25 protein-coding genes are annotated in these 17,405 nt (G+C 36.5%); 1 reads left to right on the forward strand and 24 read right to left on the reverse strand.

What is annotated here, in order from left to right:
• The first annotated feature begins 63 nt into the window (after window positions 1-63).
• Window positions 64-393 carry a helix-turn-helix domain-containing protein gene (locus tag CES88_RS14345; RefSeq protein WP_290735829.1) on the forward strand — a complete coding sequence of 110 codons (330 nt, stop codon included), beginning with the start codon at window positions 64-66 and terminating at the stop codon, window positions 391-393.
• A gap of 106 nt (window positions 394-499) precedes the next feature.
• Here the strand turns inward: CES88_RS14345 and CES88_RS14350 are convergent, their stop codons facing one another.
• The 24 genes from CES88_RS14350 to rplE form a co-directional block, all read right to left on the reverse strand.
• A complete protein-coding gene (locus tag CES88_RS14350; RefSeq protein WP_290735831.1) occupies window positions 500-1,123 on the reverse strand; it encodes an L-threonylcarbamoyladenylate synthase in 624 nt (207 codons plus the stop codon).
• The gene (gene hflC / locus CES88_RS14355; RefSeq protein ID WP_290735834.1) at window positions 1,123-2,100 is read right to left on the reverse strand and encodes a protease modulator HflC; all 978 of its coding nucleotides are present in this window, start codon (window positions 2,098-2,100) and stop codon (window positions 1,123-1,125) included. The genes CES88_RS14350 and hflC overlap by 1 nt, the downstream gene beginning before the upstream one ends.
• On the reverse strand, window positions 2,100-3,107 hold the full coding sequence (hflK, locus tag CES88_RS14360) for an FtsH protease activity modulator HflK (RefSeq protein ID WP_290735837.1): 1,008 nt from the start codon (window positions 3,105-3,107) through the stop codon (window positions 2,100-2,102). The genes hflC and hflK overlap by 1 nt, the downstream gene beginning before the upstream one ends.
• A gap of 9 nt (window positions 3,108-3,116) precedes the next feature.
• Complete coding sequence (locus tag CES88_RS14365) at window positions 3,117-3,629, reverse strand: biotin/lipoyl-containing protein (RefSeq protein WP_290735840.1); 513 nt, start codon at window positions 3,627-3,629, stop codon at window positions 3,117-3,119.
• 2 nt (window positions 3,630-3,631) lie between these two features.
• Entirely contained in the window at window positions 3,632-5,080 is a 1,449-nt protein-coding gene (locus CES88_RS14370; RefSeq protein ID WP_290735843.1) for a biotin carboxylase N-terminal domain-containing protein, read from the reverse strand.
• On the reverse strand, window positions 5,077-6,639 hold the full coding sequence (locus tag CES88_RS14375; RefSeq protein ID WP_290735846.1) for an acyl-CoA carboxylase subunit beta: 1,563 nt from the start codon (window positions 6,637-6,639) through the stop codon (window positions 5,077-5,079). The genes CES88_RS14370 and CES88_RS14375 overlap by 4 nt, the downstream gene beginning before the upstream one ends.
• Before the next feature lie 196 nt (window positions 6,640-6,835).
• Window positions 6,836-8,407 (reverse strand): sigma-54 dependent transcriptional regulator, encoded by a 1,572-nt coding sequence (locus CES88_RS14380; RefSeq protein WP_290735849.1) that lies wholly within the window; start codon window positions 8,405-8,407, stop codon window positions 6,836-6,838.
• 181 nt (window positions 8,408-8,588) lie between these two features.
• Window positions 8,589-9,146 carry a TlpA disulfide reductase family protein gene (locus tag CES88_RS14385; protein WP_290735851.1) on the reverse strand — a complete coding sequence of 186 codons (558 nt, stop codon included), beginning with the start codon at window positions 9,144-9,146 and terminating at the stop codon, window positions 8,589-8,591.
• Window positions 9,147-9,218: 72 nt separating this feature from the next.
• Window positions 9,219-9,575, reverse strand: coding sequence for a 50S ribosomal protein L17 (gene rplQ, locus CES88_RS14390; RefSeq protein WP_290735853.1), 357 nt, complete (start codon window positions 9,573-9,575; stop codon window positions 9,219-9,221).
• A 35-nt stretch (window positions 9,576-9,610) separates the two neighbouring features.
• Window positions 9,611-10,624 carry a DNA-directed RNA polymerase subunit alpha gene (locus CES88_RS14395; protein ID WP_290735855.1) on the reverse strand — a complete coding sequence of 338 codons (1,014 nt, stop codon included), beginning with the start codon at window positions 10,622-10,624 and terminating at the stop codon, window positions 9,611-9,613.
• Between the two features lie 24 nt (window positions 10,625-10,648).
• Window positions 10,649-11,035 (reverse strand): 30S ribosomal protein S11, encoded by a 387-nt coding sequence (gene rpsK / locus CES88_RS14400; RefSeq protein ID WP_014245793.1) that lies wholly within the window; start codon window positions 11,033-11,035, stop codon window positions 10,649-10,651.
• Window positions 11,036-11,052: 17 nt separating this feature from the next.
• Window positions 11,053-11,436, reverse strand: coding sequence for a 30S ribosomal protein S13 (gene rpsM, locus CES88_RS14405; protein WP_290735870.1), 384 nt, complete (start codon window positions 11,434-11,436; stop codon window positions 11,053-11,055).
• Window positions 11,437-11,457: 21 nt separating this feature from the next.
• Window positions 11,458-11,574, reverse strand: coding sequence for a 50S ribosomal protein L36 (rpmJ, locus tag CES88_RS14410; RefSeq protein WP_290735872.1), 117 nt, complete (start codon window positions 11,572-11,574; stop codon window positions 11,458-11,460).
• A 25-nt stretch (window positions 11,575-11,599) separates the two neighbouring features.
• Window positions 11,600-11,824, reverse strand: a complete 225-nt coding sequence (infA, locus tag CES88_RS14415; protein ID WP_014245796.1) for a translation initiation factor IF-1 — start codon at window positions 11,822-11,824, stop codon at window positions 11,600-11,602.
• Window positions 11,825-11,907: 83 nt separating this feature from the next.
• Window positions 11,908-12,546: an adenylate kinase gene (locus CES88_RS14420; protein ID WP_290735876.1), complete on the reverse strand. Its 639-nt coding sequence runs from the start codon at window positions 12,544-12,546 to the stop codon at window positions 11,908-11,910.
• On the reverse strand, window positions 12,546-13,856 hold the full coding sequence (gene secY / locus CES88_RS14425) for a preprotein translocase subunit SecY (RefSeq protein ID WP_290735879.1): 1,311 nt from the start codon (window positions 13,854-13,856) through the stop codon (window positions 12,546-12,548). Before secY ends, CES88_RS14420 begins: the two co-directional genes overlap by 1 nt.
• A 12-nt stretch (window positions 13,857-13,868) precedes the next feature.
• The gene (rplO, locus tag CES88_RS14430; RefSeq protein WP_290735880.1) at window positions 13,869-14,327 is read right to left on the reverse strand and encodes a 50S ribosomal protein L15; all 459 of its coding nucleotides are present in this window, start codon (window positions 14,325-14,327) and stop codon (window positions 13,869-13,871) included.
• 20 nt (window positions 14,328-14,347) lie between these two features.
• A complete protein-coding gene (gene rpmD / locus CES88_RS14435) occupies window positions 14,348-14,533 on the reverse strand; it encodes a 50S ribosomal protein L30 (protein ID WP_290735883.1) in 186 nt (61 codons plus the stop codon).
• 14 nt (window positions 14,534-14,547) lie between these two features.
• Entirely contained in the window at window positions 14,548-15,138 is a 591-nt protein-coding gene (gene rpsE / locus CES88_RS14440) for a 30S ribosomal protein S5 (RefSeq protein WP_290735885.1), read from the reverse strand.
• Between the two features lie 10 nt (window positions 15,139-15,148).
• The gene (rplR, locus tag CES88_RS14445) at window positions 15,149-15,523 is read right to left on the reverse strand and encodes a 50S ribosomal protein L18 (protein ID WP_290735888.1); all 375 of its coding nucleotides are present in this window, start codon (window positions 15,521-15,523) and stop codon (window positions 15,149-15,151) included.
• A gap of 63 nt (window positions 15,524-15,586) precedes the next feature.
• Window positions 15,587-16,123: a 50S ribosomal protein L6 gene (gene rplF, locus CES88_RS14450; RefSeq protein ID WP_290735890.1), complete on the reverse strand. Its 537-nt coding sequence runs from the start codon at window positions 16,121-16,123 to the stop codon at window positions 15,587-15,589.
• A gap of 9 nt (window positions 16,124-16,132) precedes the next feature.
• On the reverse strand, window positions 16,133-16,513 hold the full coding sequence (rpsH, locus tag CES88_RS14455) for a 30S ribosomal protein S8 (protein WP_365993280.1): 381 nt from the start codon (window positions 16,511-16,513) through the stop codon (window positions 16,133-16,135).
• Window positions 16,514-16,531: 18 nt separating this feature from the next.
• The gene (gene rpsN / locus CES88_RS14460) at window positions 16,532-16,837 is read right to left on the reverse strand and encodes a 30S ribosomal protein S14 (RefSeq protein ID WP_290735896.1); all 306 of its coding nucleotides are present in this window, start codon (window positions 16,835-16,837) and stop codon (window positions 16,532-16,534) included.
• Window positions 16,838-16,857: 20 nt separating this feature from the next.
• A complete protein-coding gene (gene rplE, locus CES88_RS14465) occupies window positions 16,858-17,397 on the reverse strand; it encodes a 50S ribosomal protein L5 (RefSeq protein WP_290735899.1) in 540 nt (179 codons plus the stop codon).
• Window positions 17,398-17,405 lie beyond the last annotated feature (8 nt).

The following is a 17,405-nucleotide window of genomic DNA, read 5'->3' on the forward strand; positions in this document are numbered from 1 at the left end:
GTAGTAGGCTTATTATAAACGATTTAAATAAAAAACTAGATTACCAAAAGGTTACTTACAAAAATGCCTCTAACAAAAGAACAATTAGATATAAGCACTCGTAATATATACACAGCTCTTGATGTACTTGGAGGAAAGTGGAAAATTAAGATCTTAGGACAGGTCTACTTCCATAAGAAACTTCGATTTAACGATCTTATAAAAGCAATTCCAGGAATTTCCAACAAGGTTTTAAGCCAGCAATTAAAAGAGCTTGAAAGAGACGGCATCGTTCTAAAAGAAGAATCTCAAGATGAGAGTAAAATTGTTTTCTACATGCTATCAAAGAAAGGAAATAGTATTAATCCAATACTGACTGCTCTTTGCAATTGGGCAGGAGACAACTACTATTAATTTCCAGCTGTCACCATTGATTGATAAAGATGGTACCAAAAGTAAATAACAATAATAAGGAGCGAGAGCTTAATAATAATGCGCTTCTTATTTAAAGGACGCTTACTCATTCCCAAGGCCCCGATCCCATACGAACAACCTCTACTTCACCCTCAACACTTAAATTAACAATTGTTGAAGCACCAACAAACTCATACTCTCCAGGGTCAATTATCATATCGAGAGGACCACGAAAAGTTTCCTCAATTTGATAACTATAAAACTCCTCATTCTCACTTAAGCCAAGAAGTTCAGAGGTAATATGCGTCGAGAGAAGTACATCACCATGAGCCTTTATTAAGTTCTGAGAAAGGAGATCAGGACAGAATCTCACTCCGACCTCTTTATCAGACTTATTTGCCTGAACGGCCCTTGTAATTTTTTTCTTTGCTTCAAAAATAAATGTATAGTGCCCAGGGATCTTCTTTCTGATCATCTTAAAGGCACTATCATGAATATAAGCAACCTCTACAGCTCTCGAAATAGTATCGCAAATTAAACTATAGTGCTTTAATGGACCTTCATTCTTTATTCTATAAAGTTTCTCAAGTCCCTTCTTATTAAAAGGATCACAAACAATTAACCAATTCGTATCGGTAGGATAACAAACGAGCCCCCCCTCTTTTAAGATCTGGCTCGCTTTAGCTAAAACTCTATCGTCTGGACTTTGAGCTACTACATATTCAATCATTATCTACCTTTAAGATGCTTTAAAAATTCCGAATCAGAAGAAATGATAAAGTTAGTCTTTTCTTTCAGAGATGATTGGTAAACTTCCATAGATTTAATAAACTCATAGAACTTAGGGCCTTTATTGAAAGCCTTCGCATAAATCGCTGACGCCTTCGCCTCTCCTTCCCCGCGAATCTTCTGTGCTTTTCTATAAGCTTCAGATTGAATTCTTCTAAGATCTCTCTGCAGTCGACCTTCAATCTTTGCTTTTTCACCAGATCCAATCGATCTAATTTTCTGTGCAATTCTCTGTCTTTCAGAAATCATTCTCTCATAAACCTTCTTCTCTACAGATTGTTCATAAGAAATTCTTCTAAGCTGTACATCAATTAGCTCAATACCAAAGGCCTTAAGTTCTTCATCGGCCTTTTCAACAATGAGTTGGCTAAGTTGTTCACGCCCTGTTGAAATTTTTTCGATTTCTCCAGTAACACCTTCTTCAACGTAGTTTTCACCATTCTTTACTTTTTCAGCAATTTCTTCTTTTTCTTTTTTAATTCTATCTGTAATCGAATTTGTGTTTCTAACCGCTTCTACTAAATTATGAGAAGAGATAATATTTCTAGTTGCTGAATCAAGTATTGTATCCAACCTCGCTTTCGCTCCAGATGTATTTCTTACAGTTTGAATAAACTTAAGAGCATCAGTAATTCTATAACGAGCAGTCGTATCAACTTTAATAAACTTCTTATCCTTAGTAGGTATTTGATTAGGCATTCCATCCCAAGAAAGAATTCTCTTATCAACATATCGAACTTCTTGAACAAAAGGTTTTTTCCAATGAAGGCCAGCTTTCGTCTTTGGTTTCCCAACCGGTTTACCAAATTCCGTAATAATCGCCTGTCTTCCTTCATTTAAAATAAAGAGAGAAGACTTACCAACTACAAATATTCCAAAAACAACAATAACAAGTGGTACTAATATTTTATTATTCATTACTTACTCCCTCCCAAAGATTTATTAAAAACAGGAAGAAGTCCTTTAATTTCAGGATCGACAACAGTTATGTTTTCAAATTTCTTAAAAATTGTAGACATCGTTTCAAGGTAAATTCTCTTTCTCGTAACCTGTGGCGCTCTCTTATACTCTTTAAAGATTGCTTCAAATTTCTCAGCGTCTCCCATAGATCTATTAACCTGTGCACTGGCATAACCTTCAGCTTCACTAACCAGCTTCTGGGCCTTCCCTCTGGCTTCAGGAATGATCTTATTATATTCACCCTCTGCCTGATTAATAGATTTCTCCTGCTCTTGTTTGGCCTCATTGACTTCATTAAAAGAAGGCTTCACCACTTCAGGAGGATTCACATCTTGAAGCTTAACCGTAACAATTCGAACACCCATATCATACTTATTTAAAACTTCTTGCATGAGTACAAGTGCTCTCGTTTCAATTTCCATCTTACCAGTTGTTAAGATATCAGTAACAGACCTATCCCCAACAACTCTTCTCATAATTGATTCAGAGACATCTCTAATATTTGTTTCAGGAGAAGACGTTTGAAAGAGATACTTAAATGGGTCTGCAATTTGAAACTGAACGGCCCATTCTACATCTGCAACATTTAAGTCACCCGTAAGCATTAAAGATTCGTACTTAAAACTATTTGAAGAATAAGTTGTTCTTCTTGTGTTTGTATCTTTTGTTCTAAAACCAAACTCTGCTTGAAGAACTCTCTTTGTCTTAACTTTAATAACTTGATCAACACCCATTGGAACTTTAAAGTGAAGTCCTGGCGAATTTGTCGTTAAATACTTTCCGAATCTAATTACCACAGCCTCTTCATCCGGCTCTACTGTATAGAAAGATGTAAAACCTCCAATTGCAATCAAGATGACCACAATTAATGGCCCAAGAAACTTAGCTCCATTTTTAAATTCATTCTTCATTCGATCAATATCGTTCATGAAGTCATTAGGGTTATTTCCATTATTAAAGGACATTGCCTCTCCTTAAGTTGCTTCAATTTCGATCATTAGAACACCTTGATCTAATGCATCTCCTTCTGAAACGTGAATTTCTTTTACGACACCATTCACTCCACATTTAATTTCATTTTCCATTTTCATGGCCTCTAAAATAATGAGAGTTTGTCCTGCTTCAACTGTTTCTCCAACAGAAGTCATAATTTTTACAATTTTCCCAGGCATTTGTGTAAGAAGCTCTCCCTCGTTACCGCCACTCAGCCCCGAAGGTTTGTAACCCCTGTAAACATTAAAGACTCTATCAATATTCAACATTCTAGATGGAAGATCCTGTCTAGAAACTTTTGACCACCTCTTATTGTCTTCAGAAACAAAGTACTGTCCACAAAGTTGCCTTACAAAGATTGTCTTCTTATCTTTTAATTCATTATCTTCAATTGTGGAAAAATCAAATTCAACAAGTTCACTAGAGTGAACTTTTGTTCTTGTTAAATCCACAATTACTTCATTCTTATCTTCATCTATAAGATATGTTCTCATGATTACATCCCCATCCTTCTAGCTTCCACAGCTGCAAGCATTTTATAGAATCTCATATGGTTCAAATCCGTCGATACTTTTTCGTTTGGATTTTCAACTTTAATAAAGTCAGTCGAATACTTCCCATCAATAAAGTTCTTATTATCCATTATAACTTTAAGCAATGGCTTATTCGTCTTAAGTCCTTCGATAAATAATCCATTAAGCGCTGCTTTCATTTTTCTAACCGCAACATCGCGGATAATTCCCTTGGAAACTAACTTACCGACCATTGGGTCGAAGTCAGGAGTTACATTCAATCCTTTATAAAGACAGTGATCAAAACGAATCCCCTGAGGAAAGTTTGTTTCAAAACCAGTAACAAGTCCCGGAGCTGGTAACATTGTAATTGGGTCTTCCGCGCAAATACGACATTCTATTGCGTGTCCTGATCTTTTAATAAAATCTTGACCAGGAAATCCCAGATCATCTCCAAGTGCAGATTGAATCATACAAACAATTAAATCAATTCCTGTAATCTCTTCAGTAATTGGATGCTCTACTTGGATACGAGTATTCATTTCTAAGAAATAAAAGCTCTTATCTTCTCCCATAATAAACTCAACAGTTCCTGCTGAATCATAATTCACGGCCTTTGCGAGCTTAACAGCTGTATTACAAACGTCTTGCCTCAACTCTTCATCATCACCAATAAATGGTGAAGGAGCTTCTTCAATTATCTTTTGATGACGTCTTTGGATTGAACATTCCCTCTCAAAAAAGTGATAAACATTTCCCTTCTTGTCAGCAAGGATCTGCACTTCAATATGCCTTGGATTAACAATTAGTTTTTCAACTAAGAGATCACCATTATTAAAGGCAGCAAGAGACTCTCTTCCAACGGCTTCAAAGTTCGCACGAACTTCTTCCTCATTAGCGCAGGCCCTCATTCCTCTACCACCACCTCCAGCAACGGCCTTTAGTAGTACAGGGTAACCAATCTTGGCAGATACAGTAACAGCTTCCTCGACAGTCTCAACAGCCTTATCCGTTCCAGGCACTGTAGGAATACCAATCTTATTTGCAAGTTGTTTTGAAGTTGCCTTATCACCCATCACTTGGATACATTCAACATTTGGACCAATGAAAGTAATTCCCTCACTCTCCATACGTCTCGCAAAGTCTGCATTCTCAGATAAGAATCCATAACCTGGATGAACAGCATCAACATTATTTTCTTTAATTACTTTTACTAAGTTTTCTACATTTAAATAAGTCTCAGCATTTGTATTTCCTTTTAGATGTACCCACTCATCACAAAACTGAAGATGAGTTGCATGAACTTCATTATCTGTCCAAATTCCAATTGCCGTATGACCCAGCTCTCTACAAGCTTTCGCAATTCGAGAGGCGATTTCCCCGCGGTTCGTAATTAAAATTCTTCTACTTTGGTTTTCTGGTTGTCTAATCATAATTGAATATTCCCGTGTTTTCTTTTTGGGTTTTCAACAACTTTATTCTTAAGAACAACAAGGTATTCATAAACTCTCTGTCTTGTTTCTTCTGGAAGAATAATAGAATCTACATAACCTCTCTCTGCTGCTCTATATGGATTCGCAAAGCGGTCTTCATAATTTCTAACAAGCTCAGCTTTTTTCTCATCAAAAGCTTTTCCCTCAAGTCCAGTTAATTCATTTCTAAAAACGATATTAACTGCACCATCAGCCCCCATGACTGCAATCTCTGCTGTAGGATAAGCTAGATTTACATCTGATCTAATATGTTTTGAAGCCATCACATCATATGCACCACCGTAAGCCTTACGTGTAATTAACGTAATCATTGGAACAGTCGCATCTGCGTAAGCGTATAATAACTTTGATCCATGCTTAATAATCCCACCATACTCTTGAACTGTACCTGGCAAGAATCCTGGAACATCAACAAGTGTTAAGATTGGAATATCAAATGAATCACAAAAGCGAATAAACCTTGCGGCCTTACATGAAGAATCAATATCTAGAACACCTGCAAGAATTTGTGGTTGATTCGCAACGATACCAATTTTAATTCCACCGATTGAAGCAAAGCCTACAATTATATTCTTTGCCCATCCCTTATGAACTTCTAAGAAGTGTGAATCATCAACGATATCAAGAATAATTTCATTCATATCATATGGTTTTTTTGGATTCGCAGGCACTAACTCTTTAAGCTTTGTATTATCTCTATTCACTGGATCAGAAGTGTACTTCGGAGAAGGCTTCGTATAACAAGCCGCTGGTAAATAAGAAAGAAGCTCTCTCACTCTTTCAAAACACTCATCTTCATCTTGGCTATTGAACTGAGCAACTCCAGAAGTTTCATTATGAGTAGCCGCACCACCTAATTCTTCTTTTGTAACTTCTTCATGAGTTACTGTCTTAATAACATCAGGACCGGTTACAAACATATAAGAAGTCTTATCAACCATGAAAATAAAGTCTGTAATAGCAGGAGAATAAACCGCTCCACCAGCACAAGGCCCCATGATAAGTGAAATCTGTGGAATTACTCCAGAGCATTTTACATTTCTATAAAAAATTTCAGCGTAGCCACCAAGAGCATCTACACCTTCTTGAATTCTTGCTCCACCAGAATCATTCATTCCAATGATTGGAATTCTATTAGCAAGAGCGAAGTCCATTATTTTACAAATTTTCTTAGCGTGATACTCTCCAAGAGCTCCACCCCAACAAGTAAAATCCTGCGAATAAAGAGCTACCTTCTGCCCGTTAATTTCAGCAATACCTGTAACAACACCGTCACCAAGGTATTCATTCTTCTCCATTCCAAAGTCTTTACAACGATGTGTAACAAACTTATCGAATTCGATAAAAGTTCCTGGGTCGATTAATCTCTCGATTCTTTCGCGCGCAGTATATTTTCCTTGAGCATGTTGCTTTTCGATTCTTGCAGCTCCACCACCAAGGTCTGATTGTGTTCTTTTTTCTAGCAATAGAGAACGTTTTTCTTCTAAAACGGTATCCATAAATCCTCCTAAAAATTGAGGCCACATCATACCGTTTTGCTCCAAAAAGAGCTATCAACTCGCGTCAATTAACGCTTATCAACAAAGTCTTCTAATTTTTTAGTTTTACGAAAGGAAAAAAGAAAAAGCCTCCAAAAATGGAGGCCTCTTCAACATATATATTTTTTATTACTATTTATTAACTTTCAGCGATTTCTTACTCGCCCGCGGCCTTCTTTCTCTTATCAAGGTCATACTTATCAACCTTCATAATCAGCGATGCTCTTGAAACTCCAAGCTCCTTAGAAAGCTTTGATTTATTATAATTACATCTCTTAAGACCTTCTTTAATCATCATCGCTTCTAACTCTTCTAGCGCTTCTTTGAGAGATCCATTCGTATTAATCCCTCTTGATACTGCTACTGGCTTATCACCAGACTCAAGAATTCTTGGGCTGAGAAGATCTGGAGTGATCATCTTATCCTCACCCGCCAGAACAACTAGTCTCTCGATCTCATTTTCTAGCTCTCTAACGTTACCAGGCCAATGATAATCAAGTAGAACCTCTAAACACTTCTTAGAGAATTGCTTCATAGCAATTCCAGACTCATCACATCTCTTCTTTAGGAAGTGATCCATTAGAATCGGAATATCTTCAGCTCTATCTTTAAGCGATGGAAGATTCACATTAATGACGTTAATTCTATAGTATAAATCTTCTCTAAACTCACCACTTGCCATCATTGCTTTTAAATCTTTATTAGTTGCCGCTAAAATTCTAACATCTGTCTTCTTAGGTGCGTGTGCCCCCACTGGAAGGTAGGTCCCTTCTTGAAGAACTCTTAGTAACTTTACCTGCATACTTAATGATGTATCTCCAATCTCATCGAGAAAGAGTGTTCCACCATTGGCGACTTCAAAAAGTCCCGCCTTATCTTTAATTGCTCCAGTAAATGAACCTTTCATATGACCAAATAATTCTGAATCTAAAAGATTATCATTAAAAGCTGAACAGTTTAGAGCAACAAATTGCTTCTCTTTTCTTGGAGAATAGAAGTGTATTGCCTTAGCAACAAGCTCCTTCCCCGTTCCATTACTACCTTGAATTAAAACTGACGACTCTGAAGAAGAGATTTTTTCTAGCAGTCTATAAATCTGCTGCATCCCTTTAGATTTACCAATCATCATATGATATCTATACTTATCTCCAAGCTCAGAGTTAAGTTCTTTAATTCTTGTCTCTCTCTTAGAGATCTCTGAATGAAATGTCTTAATTTCATCTGCTACAAGTTCTACTAATTCTTGTAGATACTCAATTTCTCTTGGAAATAATCTTCTAAGTCCATCAACTGCAGCACTTGCATCAGACTCATTCGCACCTTCCGAGATCATATGTTTTTTGATTTCTTCAACTTCTTCTTCAGTGATAGAACTTGAAACAAAAGGATAAGCAAAGACACTTCCTAAAACCTCTCCACCAATCTCAACTTTAGCTCCAACACCTTTTACATGCTTAAAGAAAGTATCAAACGACCTGGCCTTATCATCTTCTGACTCTAAAGCATCGGTCACTTTTTCAACATCTTGTCCCATATAGTTGTAACCATGACTCATTTGCATTTGAACTTTAAAGAAATGATTCTTAAATTCATAACCTTTATCAATATGACCACTTCTAATCTTGTAATGCATATCAGAGTAAATTTGTTCTACCCCAAACCACTTACTTAAAATCTCTTCTAATTTTGAGATTACATGAAGGTCGCTAATTTCTTGCCAGTTAATCATTTTCCTACTCCATTTCACTTTAATGTGAACTTTCACTTCACAATGGAAGCTTTACTGTCTAACTTTTCGGCAATAGATTTTTATTCTTTAGAATTTTTTGTTGATTTATTTGACATAGAAATACATGTAAATGACTGTTTTCACGTTATTTTGTCTAAAATTTTAATAGTTTGTATTTGTCTTACTGACCAAAGATTAGTCTTTTAACCCTTGGAGCAAATGCTTCAAGACCCCAAGACTGCGGGCCAATAAACTTCTTCAAATTTTTAAAATTCTTATCAAAGAGGTATGTTTCTGGAACCTTTACTGTTCCAAATAGGTTCATACTCTTCCCCGATTCATCATGAGAAATAATAACATTCTTAGGTAATTCCCCAAATCTCTTTAAGAATTTACGCATTTTCCCGTCATCGTCATTCACTGACAAGAGCAGAAATTGAATATTATCATTTTCAAACTTTTCCGCAAATTTTAAGAATTCTGGAAATTCGGCTTCACAAGGAGCACACCAAGTTCCCCAGAAATGCACAAAGAATCCATTTGAGTTTTTAAAAGTATCTTTTGTGACTTCTTCTTTGGTGTAGAAATTTGTTAATTTAAACTCTGGAAGGACTTTTAGAACTGGAGCATCTTCTGCAACATTCATCATTTCAGAAAATTGCTTTTTCTCAAATAATGAATAAGCGAGCGTTGCACCTAAAACTAATGAAATGATTAATACTTTAGAACTTAAAGACATAAATAATCCAGAAACAAAAAAACCTTCGGTGGAAACCGAAGGCTTTTAATTAATTACTTTTTACAATGATAATTAGTCTACTAGAGCAATGTATGCCATAGGAGCGTTGTCACCAACTCTTCCGTCTGCCATTTTCATAATTCTAGTGTAACCACCATTTCTTTCTTTAAACTTAGGCGCTACATCAGTGAATAATTTCTGAACAGCTGCTTTATTGTTTAATTTTTTGAAAGCAAGTCTTCTATTAGCAACAGTATCTTCTTTTGCAATAGTGATTAGCTTTTCAACATATGGCCTAATTGCTTTACACTTAGTAATTGTCGTCTTAATTTTCCCGTGATCAATTACTTCGATCGCTAGGTTTTTCATAAGAGAAACTCTATGTGCTGGACCATTACCAATTCTATATTTATGCTTTTGATGTCTCATAACTACAACTCCAACTGAGCCCTCAGCTTAAAAACTTATTCACCGTCTTGAAGGTCTTTCATAATAGAATCAACCTTCATTCCAAGTCCAAGTCCCATGTTACTGAGAATTTCTTTAATTTCATTTAACGATTTACGACCAAAATTCTTAGTTCTTAACATTTCACCTTCTGTCTTAGAAACTAACTCATAAATATATTTGATGTTAGCATTCTGTAAACAGTTAGCAGAACGTACCGAAAGCTCTAACTCAGAAACAGGCTTTAATAAAGCACTATTAGCCGGACTAGAAGCTTGCGCTGGTGCTTTTTCAAGTCTTACAACTTCTTCTTCATCTTCGAAGTTTAAGAATACTGCTAGCTGATCTCTTAAGATCTTAGCAGAAAAAGCGACTGCGTCTTGCGGTTGAATCCCAGCATTTGTCCAAACTTCAAGAGTAAGCTTGTCAAAGTCAGTTCTCTTACCAACACGTGAGTTTGTAACTGTAAAGTTAACTCTGTGAACAGGAGAGAAAAGAGTATCAACATAAATCCAACCTACAGGTAGGTCATACTCTTCTTTATTTTCTAATGCTGTAACATAACCTTTCCCTCTAGCTACCTTAAGTTCAATTCTTATTGAACCACCTGAGGAAATATTACATATTACGTGCTCTGGATTAAGAACTTCAAGACTTGAACTTTCTGAAATATCTCCAGCAGTAACAGGCCCTTCTCCACTCTTCTCAAGAGTAAGTACAGTATCTTCTTTACCTTTTAGCTTAAAGAATACTTCTTTAAGGTTAAGAATAATTTCAGAAACTTCTTCTTTCACGTTATTGATTGTACCAAACTCGTGCTCAACACCCTCAACTCTGATTGCCACAATTCCCGCACCCTGAAGTGAAGAAAGTAGCGCTCTTCTAAGAGAGTTACCTAAAGTTTGTCCATATCCTCTCTCAAGAGGCTTGGCTACAAACTTTCCATAGTTCGCTTTCATACTCTCATTATCTGCTTCAAGAGAAACAGGTCTGATCATATTCGTCCAATTTTTTGCTACAAAATTATCCACGGATAATCTCCTTAATTATTACGATTAAACTCTTCTTCTTTTCGGTGCACGACATCCATTATGTGGAATTGGTGACTTATCTGCAACAGATGTAATTCTAAGTCCAACACCTATTAGAGCTCTAATCGCATTTTCTCTACCCGCTCCAGGACCTTTAACTCTTACGTCTACAGAACTTAACCCGTGCTCCATTGCTTTCTTAGCTGCATCAGCTGAAGCAACCTGAGCCGCGAATGGCGTAGATTTTTTTGATCCACGGAAGCCAAGTTGCCCAGCTGACGCCCATGCAATTGCTCCACCGTTTGGATCAGTAAAAGTAACTATTGTATTATTAAAAGAACATTGAATATGACAGATGCCATGTGGAATATTCTTTTTGACTTTTTTCTTTCCAGCAGTCTTCTTAACCATTTTTTACTCCAACCCTATTACTTCATTGACTTAATAGACTTCTTACCAGCAATAGCTTTCGCAGGACCTTTTCTAGTTCTTGCGTTTGTACTAGTTCTCTGTCCTCTTACAGGTAAACTCTTTCTGTGACGAATCCCTCTATAACAACCAAGATCTTTCAATCTCTTAATGTTAAGACCGATCATACGTCTTAGATCACCCTCTACCGTGTACTCACCCTCTAGAAGTAGACGAATATTATTCGCTTCCTCTTCAGTTAAGTCATTAGAGTTTTTGTTTAGTTCAATTCCCGCTTTAGTGAGTACTTCTTGAGCTACTTTAGGACCAACACCATAGATTGATCTTAAAGCAACAGTAACCACCTTATTACGAGGAATATCAACACCAAGTATTCTTGCCATAGCTACACTCCCCTAAGGTTTTTAACCTTGTTTTTGCTTATGTTTAGGGTTTGCTTTACAAACAACCCTTAATACACCTTTTCTTTTTACAACTTTACAGTCTTTACACATTACTTTAACTGACGCTCTAACCTTCATAACATCCTCTTTAACAGTAAGTAGCCTACCGGCCCTTACTTCTATATGTGATTCTTCCTTTCGAAAGATCATATTTACTTATCTCTACAAGCACTTTGTCCCCAGGAAGGATTTTAATAAAGTGCATTCTCATTTTTCCACTAATGTGAGCAATCACACTATGTCCATTTGGTAGCTTAACTTTAAACTTTGTATTAGGTAGTAGTTCAACTACTTCACCTTCAATCTCTAGGACTTCTGTATTTGCCATTAAGCGAAAACTCCACTAATCCCTGCCTTATATCTAAAGCGGAATCATTATGCAACTTATATTGATAAAATATATACTAAATATTAACTATTTACAGCATTCTCAACAAGGTCATACACTTCATCAGCAGATCTTGATGCGTCTACAGTAACTAACACACCTCTAGATTCATAATAATCTAATATTGGAGCGATAGTATTCTTAAAGACTTCCAGTCTATTTCTCACAGTCTCTTCGTTATCATCTTTACGGTGTATTAAATCCTCACCAGATATATCACACTTTCCATCAATTTTTGGTGGACGAGAGAGTAAGTTATATATTTCTCCACTCTTTGGAGCAATTCTTCTATTTGAAATTCTTTCAACAAGAACCTCAAGATCCATATTAAAATAAATCGCTTTAGACTTACTTCCCTTGAGAACATTACTTTCTAAAAGTTCTGCTTGCTCAATATTTCGTGGAAAACCATCAAATATATATGCAGAATTTTCAAGGTCGCAATTAGCATTCAAGAGCTCTAAAACCACTTGATCATTGACGAGGTCACCTCTATCAATAATCCCTTTAACTTTTCGACCAAGCTCAGAATCTTTGGCTATTTCATTTCTTAAAAGATCACCCGTCGACACATGGTTATAACCAAGTTTTTCAACGATTTTCTTAGCCTGAGTCCCCTTGCCGGTACCAGGGGCTCCCAATAGTATCAACTGTGGCTTCATTAAAACCTTCTATTTTGTCCGTTATATTTTCCGCGCGACTTATAAGCTGTTTCATATCTATCAGAAAACATAAAAGCCTGAACATTCATCATCACACGAACACAAACACTTACTAAGATAAGAAGTGAAGTTCCACCAAATCTAGTATTTGCACCAGTGACAATAGTTGGCAATATACAAATAACAACTAGAAACAGAGCCCCGAAGAATGTCATTCTATTTAAAATGAAATCCAAGTATTCCTTTGTCTTCGCCCCAGGTCTTACACCAGGAACAAAAGCGTTATTCTTCTGTAGCATCTCTGCCACCTTTTTTGTCTTAAATTGAATTGGCGCATAAAAGTACGTCATATAAACAATTAAGAGTGCAAAGAATATATTAAATAATAATTGCCCCGGATAAAGCGATTGAATCATTGTATCCAAGTAAGGCTTTAAAGGATGCCCTTGCCCTACAAAGTTGGCCATTGTTGCAGGAGCAGCCAAAAGTGAAGATGCTAAGATTGGAGGCATAACTCCACCCGTATCTACTCTAATTGGTAAACTTTGAGCTCCACCGTAAACTTTATTATGAACTACTTTTTTAGCGTATTGAACAGGAACACTTCTTTGAGACCTCTCAATAAACGTTACAATGAAGAAGCCAACCAGAATTACAGCAACAGTTATCAATAAACTAATTCCTGATAACTCTCCGTTTCTAAAAAGAGTTAATTTTTGCATCATTTCTGCGGGTAACTCTACAGCAATACCTGCAAAGATAATTAGAGAAATACCATTCTCTAAACCGTACTCAGTAATTCTCTCTCCGAGCCACAGAAGAAACATAGTTCCTGCACAAAGAGTTATAACTGTTGTTATTCTAAAAAGAAGTCCTGGCTCAGGTATTACAGGAATATTTCCTGCACTCTTAAAGCCCTCAAACATGACGGCCATACCCCACCCCTGTACAGCACAAAGAAGTACAGTTGCATATCTTGTCCACTTCTGAATTTTCTTATTACCTTCTGAGTCTTCCTGCATTTCCTGAATCTGAGGAATTACTTCTCCTAATAACGAGAAGATAATCGATGTCGTGATATACGGCATAATCCCTAGCGCTAAAACAGAAAATCTTTTAAAGGCACCACCACTAAAAGTATTGATGAGATCGAAGATCCCACCACCACTTTCAGCAAAGTATGAAGCAATAGCTGCAGCATTAACACCTGGAACAGGTATTTGCGCAGCCATTCTATATACGGCAAGTAATAAAAACGTGAAAAATACTTTTTTCTTAAGCTCTTCTAGCTTTCCATGAGCAGTAGACATTTATTAAAATCCTTACTTTTTAGTTTCGATTTTTCCACCAGCTTTTGAAACCATTTCTTCAGCTGATTTTGAAAACTTATCAATATTAACAAAAGTTAACGATTTTGAAAGCTCTCCGTTACCAAGAATTTTAATTGGTCTTCTTTTGTCTATACCTTTTAGTACACCCTTTTCAACAAGAGCTTCGCGAGAAACTTCCTCAGCATTAAATTTTGCTTCGATTGTTGAAAGGTTTACTTCAGCATAAATAGTTCTAAATGGTGCATTAGAGAATCCTCTCTTAGGAAGTCTCATGTATAAAGGCATTGCACCACCTTCAAAACCAGTTCTAACACCGCCACCAGCTCTCGCCTTTTGACCCTTGTGCCCTTTACCAGCTTGCTTACCTTGTCCTGAACCTTGTCCACGACCAAGTCTTTTAACATTTCTATGTGCGCCCTTTGGGCTGCTTAGATTATTTAACGTTAACATATAATATCCCCAATTTGGTCTTAGTTCTCTTTAATATCTAAAAGATGAATAACTTTTTTGATCATTCCACGAACAGCAGGAGTATTCTCTAAAGTTCTCTCTGTTCCAGTCTTTCTTAGACCTAAACCGCGAACATTAGCTTTCTGCTTTTCAGTGCTACCAATAGTACTTTTTTTCAACTTAACTGTTATAGTTTTTCCGGCCATGATTTTATCCTCAACTATTTGATTCTAAGCCCTTGAGCTTCTTTTCCTCTTATCTTAGCCACTTGATCAACACTTCTTAAGTTTTTAAGTGCATCGAAAGTTGCCTTTACGATATTATGAGGATTATTTCCTCTTAGAGATTTTGTTAATACGTCTGATACTCCAGCAAGTTCCATAATTGAACGACATGCTCCAGCAGCTTTTACCCCTGTACCTGTTGCAGCTGGCTTGAATAGGATCTTTCCTGCATCAAACTCACCTGTTACTTCGTGTGGAATAGTTCCACTATCAAGAGGTACACTAATCATACTTTTCTGAGCAGCTTGTGTTGCTTTTCTGATTGCTTCAGGAACTTCTTTCGCTTTCCCTAAACCATAACCAACACGACCTTTCTTATCACCAACAATCATCAGCGCTGCAAAAGAAAATCTTCTACCACCCTTAACAACCTTAGCAACACGATTTACTGCCACTACTCTTTCTTCAAATTCAGAAACAGGTGCAGCAGCCTTTGGCTTTCTTGTACCTTGCTTCTTCTTTGGAGCTTTTTTATTTTCAGCTTTCGCTTCTACTTTAGTTTCTTCTACTTTAGTTTCTTCAGTCATGAGATGCCCCTTAAATCTGAATTCCGTTTTCTCTTACACTGTCAGCAAGAGTTGCGATAACACCATGGTACTTGTAACCACTTCTATCAAAGACAGCCGTAGTAATACTCTTACCTTTTAACCCTTCTGCTACTTTAGCACCAACAGTTTTAGCTGCTTCCTTGTTGCTTCCAGTACCAACGGCCTCTTTCCCATAAGTCTGAACAGAGAAAAGTGTTTGCTGAGCATTGTCATCAATTACTTGAACAGTTAAATTTTTGTTTGAACGGAATACACAAATTCTTGGACGATCTGCTGAACCGTTAATTTTTGAACGAATCGCTAATCTTCTACGATAGCGACGAGATTGTGCGGCATTATTTATCTTGCCATTTTGCTTTCTCATATTTTCTCCACCCTAAGCTTTGCTATTTCAAGGCAAATGTTAATAAACGGCTAAAGCCAGATCTTACTTAGATCCAGCCTTACCTGCTTTTCTAATAATTGTTTCGTCAGAGTATTTAACACCCTTACCTTTATAAGGCTCTGGTGGTCTAAATGATCTGATCTTTGCAGCTGCAAAACCAACTAGTTCTTTGTCACAACCAGTTAGGTCGATAACGTTTTTAGTTACTTTAGCTTCTACACCTTCTGGTAACACATAGTCAATTGGATGTGAATATCCAAGGTTTAAAGTAATTGTTCCACCACTTACAGCGGCTTTATAACCAACACCTGTGAACTCAAGAGTTCTAGTGAAGCCAGTTGAAACACCTACAACCATGTTGCTAACTAATGTTCTTGTTGTTCCCCAAAGTGATCTTGACTCTTTAGACTCATCAATCGGTCCAACGAGAACAGTTTTCTCTTCAAGTTTAATTGTTACTTTATCAGTAAAAGTATATTCAAGTTGCCCCTTAGGACCTTTAACAGCAACGTGTGCACCGTTAATCTTTACTTCTACTTTTTCTGGTATTTCTACAGGTACTTTACCAATTCTAGACATTGTAAACTCCTACCATACGTTGCAGAGAATCTCTCCGCCAACTTTAAGTTTCTTCGCTTCTCTATCAGAAATAATTCCTTTAGACGTTGAAACTATCGCAGTTCCGAGACCACTAATTACTCTAGGAATATCAGCATAACCTGTATATCTTCTTAGCCCTGGCTTAGAAATTCTCTCTAAACCAATAATTGCGTCTTCTTTAAAAAGAACTTTTATTTTAATATCGTTTTTACTTTTAGCGATTATTTTAAATGAACGAATATATCCTTCATCTTTTAACACTTTACAAAGACCAGCTTTTGCTCTTGAAGCAGGAAACTCAACTCTGTCGTGACCCGCTCTAATTGCATTTCTTATTCTTGTCAGCATATCCGCTATAGGATCAGTCATCATAAGTCAGCTCCTTAATTACCAGCTTGATTTCGTTACACCAGGAATCATTCCACTCAAAGCAAGTTCTCTAAATTTAATTCTAGAGAGTCCGAATGCTCTGTATGTACCTCTTGGTCTACCAGTTAATATACATCTATTTCTAACTCTAACCTGAGAAGAGTTTCTTGGAAGTTTCTGAAGCTTAATTGTTGCATCAGCTACCTGCTCATCACTCGAGTTAGTACTATTAATAATTTTTTTAAGTTCTGCTCTTACAGGAGCATACTTAGCACTTAATTTCTTCTTCATTTCGTTGTTAACGATTTTCGCTTTTCTAGCCATTATCTCATCCTCTAGATTTATTATTTTGCAAAAGGCATTCCTAATAAAGTTAGTAACTCACGACCTTCGTCATTATTCTGAGCCGTAGTGACAATTGATACACCAAGACCTCTAACTTTATCAATTTGATCATAAGTGATCTCAGAAAACATAATTTGCTCTTTAAGACCTAATGTATAGTTACCACGTCCATCAAAACCTTTCTTAGAAACACCTCTAAAGTCACGTACTCTTGGTAGTGAAATTGTGATTAATCTATCTAAGAAGTCATACATTCTCTCACCTCTTAAAGTAACAGAAGCACCCAATGGCATTCCCTCTCTAACTTTAAAAGAAGCAATTGATTTCTTTGCTGTAGCTACAACTGGCTTTTGACCAGCAATTGCAGTTAGATCTTTAATGATTGAATCAACAACCTTTGCATTTGTAACTGCATCTTTTGTACAACAATTAACAACAATTTTCTCAAGTTTTGGAACTTGGTGAATATTTTTGTATTGGTATTTTTCTTTTAACTTACCAACTACATCTTTTTTATAAGTTTCACGTAATCTGCTCATAGTTTGCC

The organism is Halobacteriovorax sp. JY17 (assembly GCF_002753895.1).
Classification (GTDB): domain Bacteria; phylum Bdellovibrionota; class Bacteriovoracia; order Bacteriovoracales; family Bacteriovoracaceae; genus Halobacteriovorax.

What these genes read in the sequence shown, in the direction of transcription:
- hflK (WP_290735837.1), bottom strand. Translation starts at nt 3,107, where the DNA reads ATGTCCTTTAATAATGGAAATAACCCTAATGACTTCATGAACGATATT.
- rplF (WP_290735890.1), bottom strand. Translation starts at nt 16,123, where the DNA reads ATGTCTAGAATTGGTAAAGTACCTGTAGAAATACCAGAAAAAGTAGAA.
- rpmJ (WP_290735872.1), bottom strand. Translation starts at nt 11,574, where the DNA reads ATGAAGGTTAGAGCGTCAGTTAAAGTAATGTGTAAAGACTGTAAAGTT.
- infA (WP_014245796.1), bottom strand. Translation starts at nt 11,824, where the DNA reads ATGGCAAATACAGAAGTCCTAGAGATTGAAGGTGAAGTAGTTGAACTA.
- CES88_RS14370 (WP_290735843.1), bottom strand. Translation starts at nt 5,080, where the DNA reads ATGATTAGACAACCAGAAAACCAAAGTAGAAGAATTTTAATTACGAAC.
- rpsK (WP_014245793.1), bottom strand. Translation starts at nt 11,035, where the DNA reads ATGGTTAAGAAGACTGCTGGAAAGAAAAAAGTCAAAAAGAATATTCCA.
- CES88_RS14375 (WP_290735846.1), bottom strand. Translation starts at nt 6,639, where the DNA reads ATGGATACCGTTTTAGAAGAAAAACGTTCTCTATTGCTAGAAAAAAGA.
- hflC (WP_290735834.1), bottom strand. Translation starts at nt 2,100, where the DNA reads ATGAATAATAAAATATTAGTACCACTTGTTATTGTTGTTTTTGGAATA.
- rpsH (WP_365993280.1), bottom strand. Translation starts at nt 16,513, where the DNA reads ATGACTGATCCTATAGCGGATATGCTGACAAGAATAAGAAATGCAATT.
- rpmD (WP_290735883.1), bottom strand. Translation starts at nt 14,533, where the DNA reads ATGGCCGGAAAAACTATAACAGTTAAGTTGAAAAAAAGTACTATTGGT.
- rplO (WP_290735880.1), bottom strand. Translation starts at nt 14,327, where the DNA reads ATGTTAACGTTAAATAATCTAAGCAGCCCAAAGGGCGCACATAGAAAT.
- CES88_RS14385 (WP_290735851.1), bottom strand. Translation starts at nt 9,146, where the DNA reads ATGTCTTTAAGTTCTAAAGTATTAATCATTTCATTAGTTTTAGGTGCA.
- rpsE (WP_290735885.1), bottom strand. Translation starts at nt 15,138, where the DNA reads ATGACTGAAGAAACTAAAGTAGAAGAAACTAAAGTAGAAGCGAAAGCT.
- rplE (WP_290735899.1), bottom strand. Translation starts at nt 17,397, where the DNA reads ATGAGCAGATTACGTGAAACTTATAAAAAAGATGTAGTTGGTAAGTTA.
- rplR (WP_290735888.1), bottom strand. Translation starts at nt 15,523, where the DNA reads ATGAGAAAGCAAAATGGCAAGATAAATAATGCCGCACAATCTCGTCGC.
- rpsM (WP_290735870.1), bottom strand. Translation starts at nt 11,436, where the DNA reads ATGGCAAGAATACTTGGTGTTGATATTCCTCGTAATAAGGTGGTTACT.
- CES88_RS14365 (WP_290735840.1), bottom strand. Translation starts at nt 3,629, where the DNA reads ATGAGAACATATCTTATAGATGAAGATAAGAATGAAGTAATTGTGGAT.
- rplQ (WP_290735853.1), bottom strand. Translation starts at nt 9,575, where the DNA reads ATGAGACATCAAAAGCATAAATATAGAATTGGTAATGGTCCAGCACAT.
- secY (WP_290735879.1), bottom strand. Translation starts at nt 13,856, where the DNA reads ATGTCTACTGCTCATGGAAAGCTAGAAGAGCTTAAGAAAAAAGTATTT.
- CES88_RS14345 (WP_290735829.1), top strand. Translation starts at nt 64, where the DNA reads ATGCCTCTAACAAAAGAACAATTAGATATAAGCACTCGTAATATATAC.
- CES88_RS14420 (WP_290735876.1), bottom strand. Translation starts at nt 12,546, where the DNA reads ATGAAGCCACAGTTGATACTATTGGGAGCCCCTGGTACCGGCAAGGGG.
- CES88_RS14380 (WP_290735849.1), bottom strand. Translation starts at nt 8,407, where the DNA reads ATGATTAACTGGCAAGAAATTAGCGACCTTCATGTAATCTCAAAATTA.
- rpsN (WP_290735896.1), bottom strand. Translation starts at nt 16,837, where the DNA reads ATGGCTAGAAAAGCGAAAATCGTTAACAACGAAATGAAGAAGAAATTA.
- CES88_RS14350 (WP_290735831.1), bottom strand. Translation starts at nt 1,123, where the DNA reads ATGATTGAATATGTAGTAGCTCAAAGTCCAGACGATAGAGTTTTAGCT.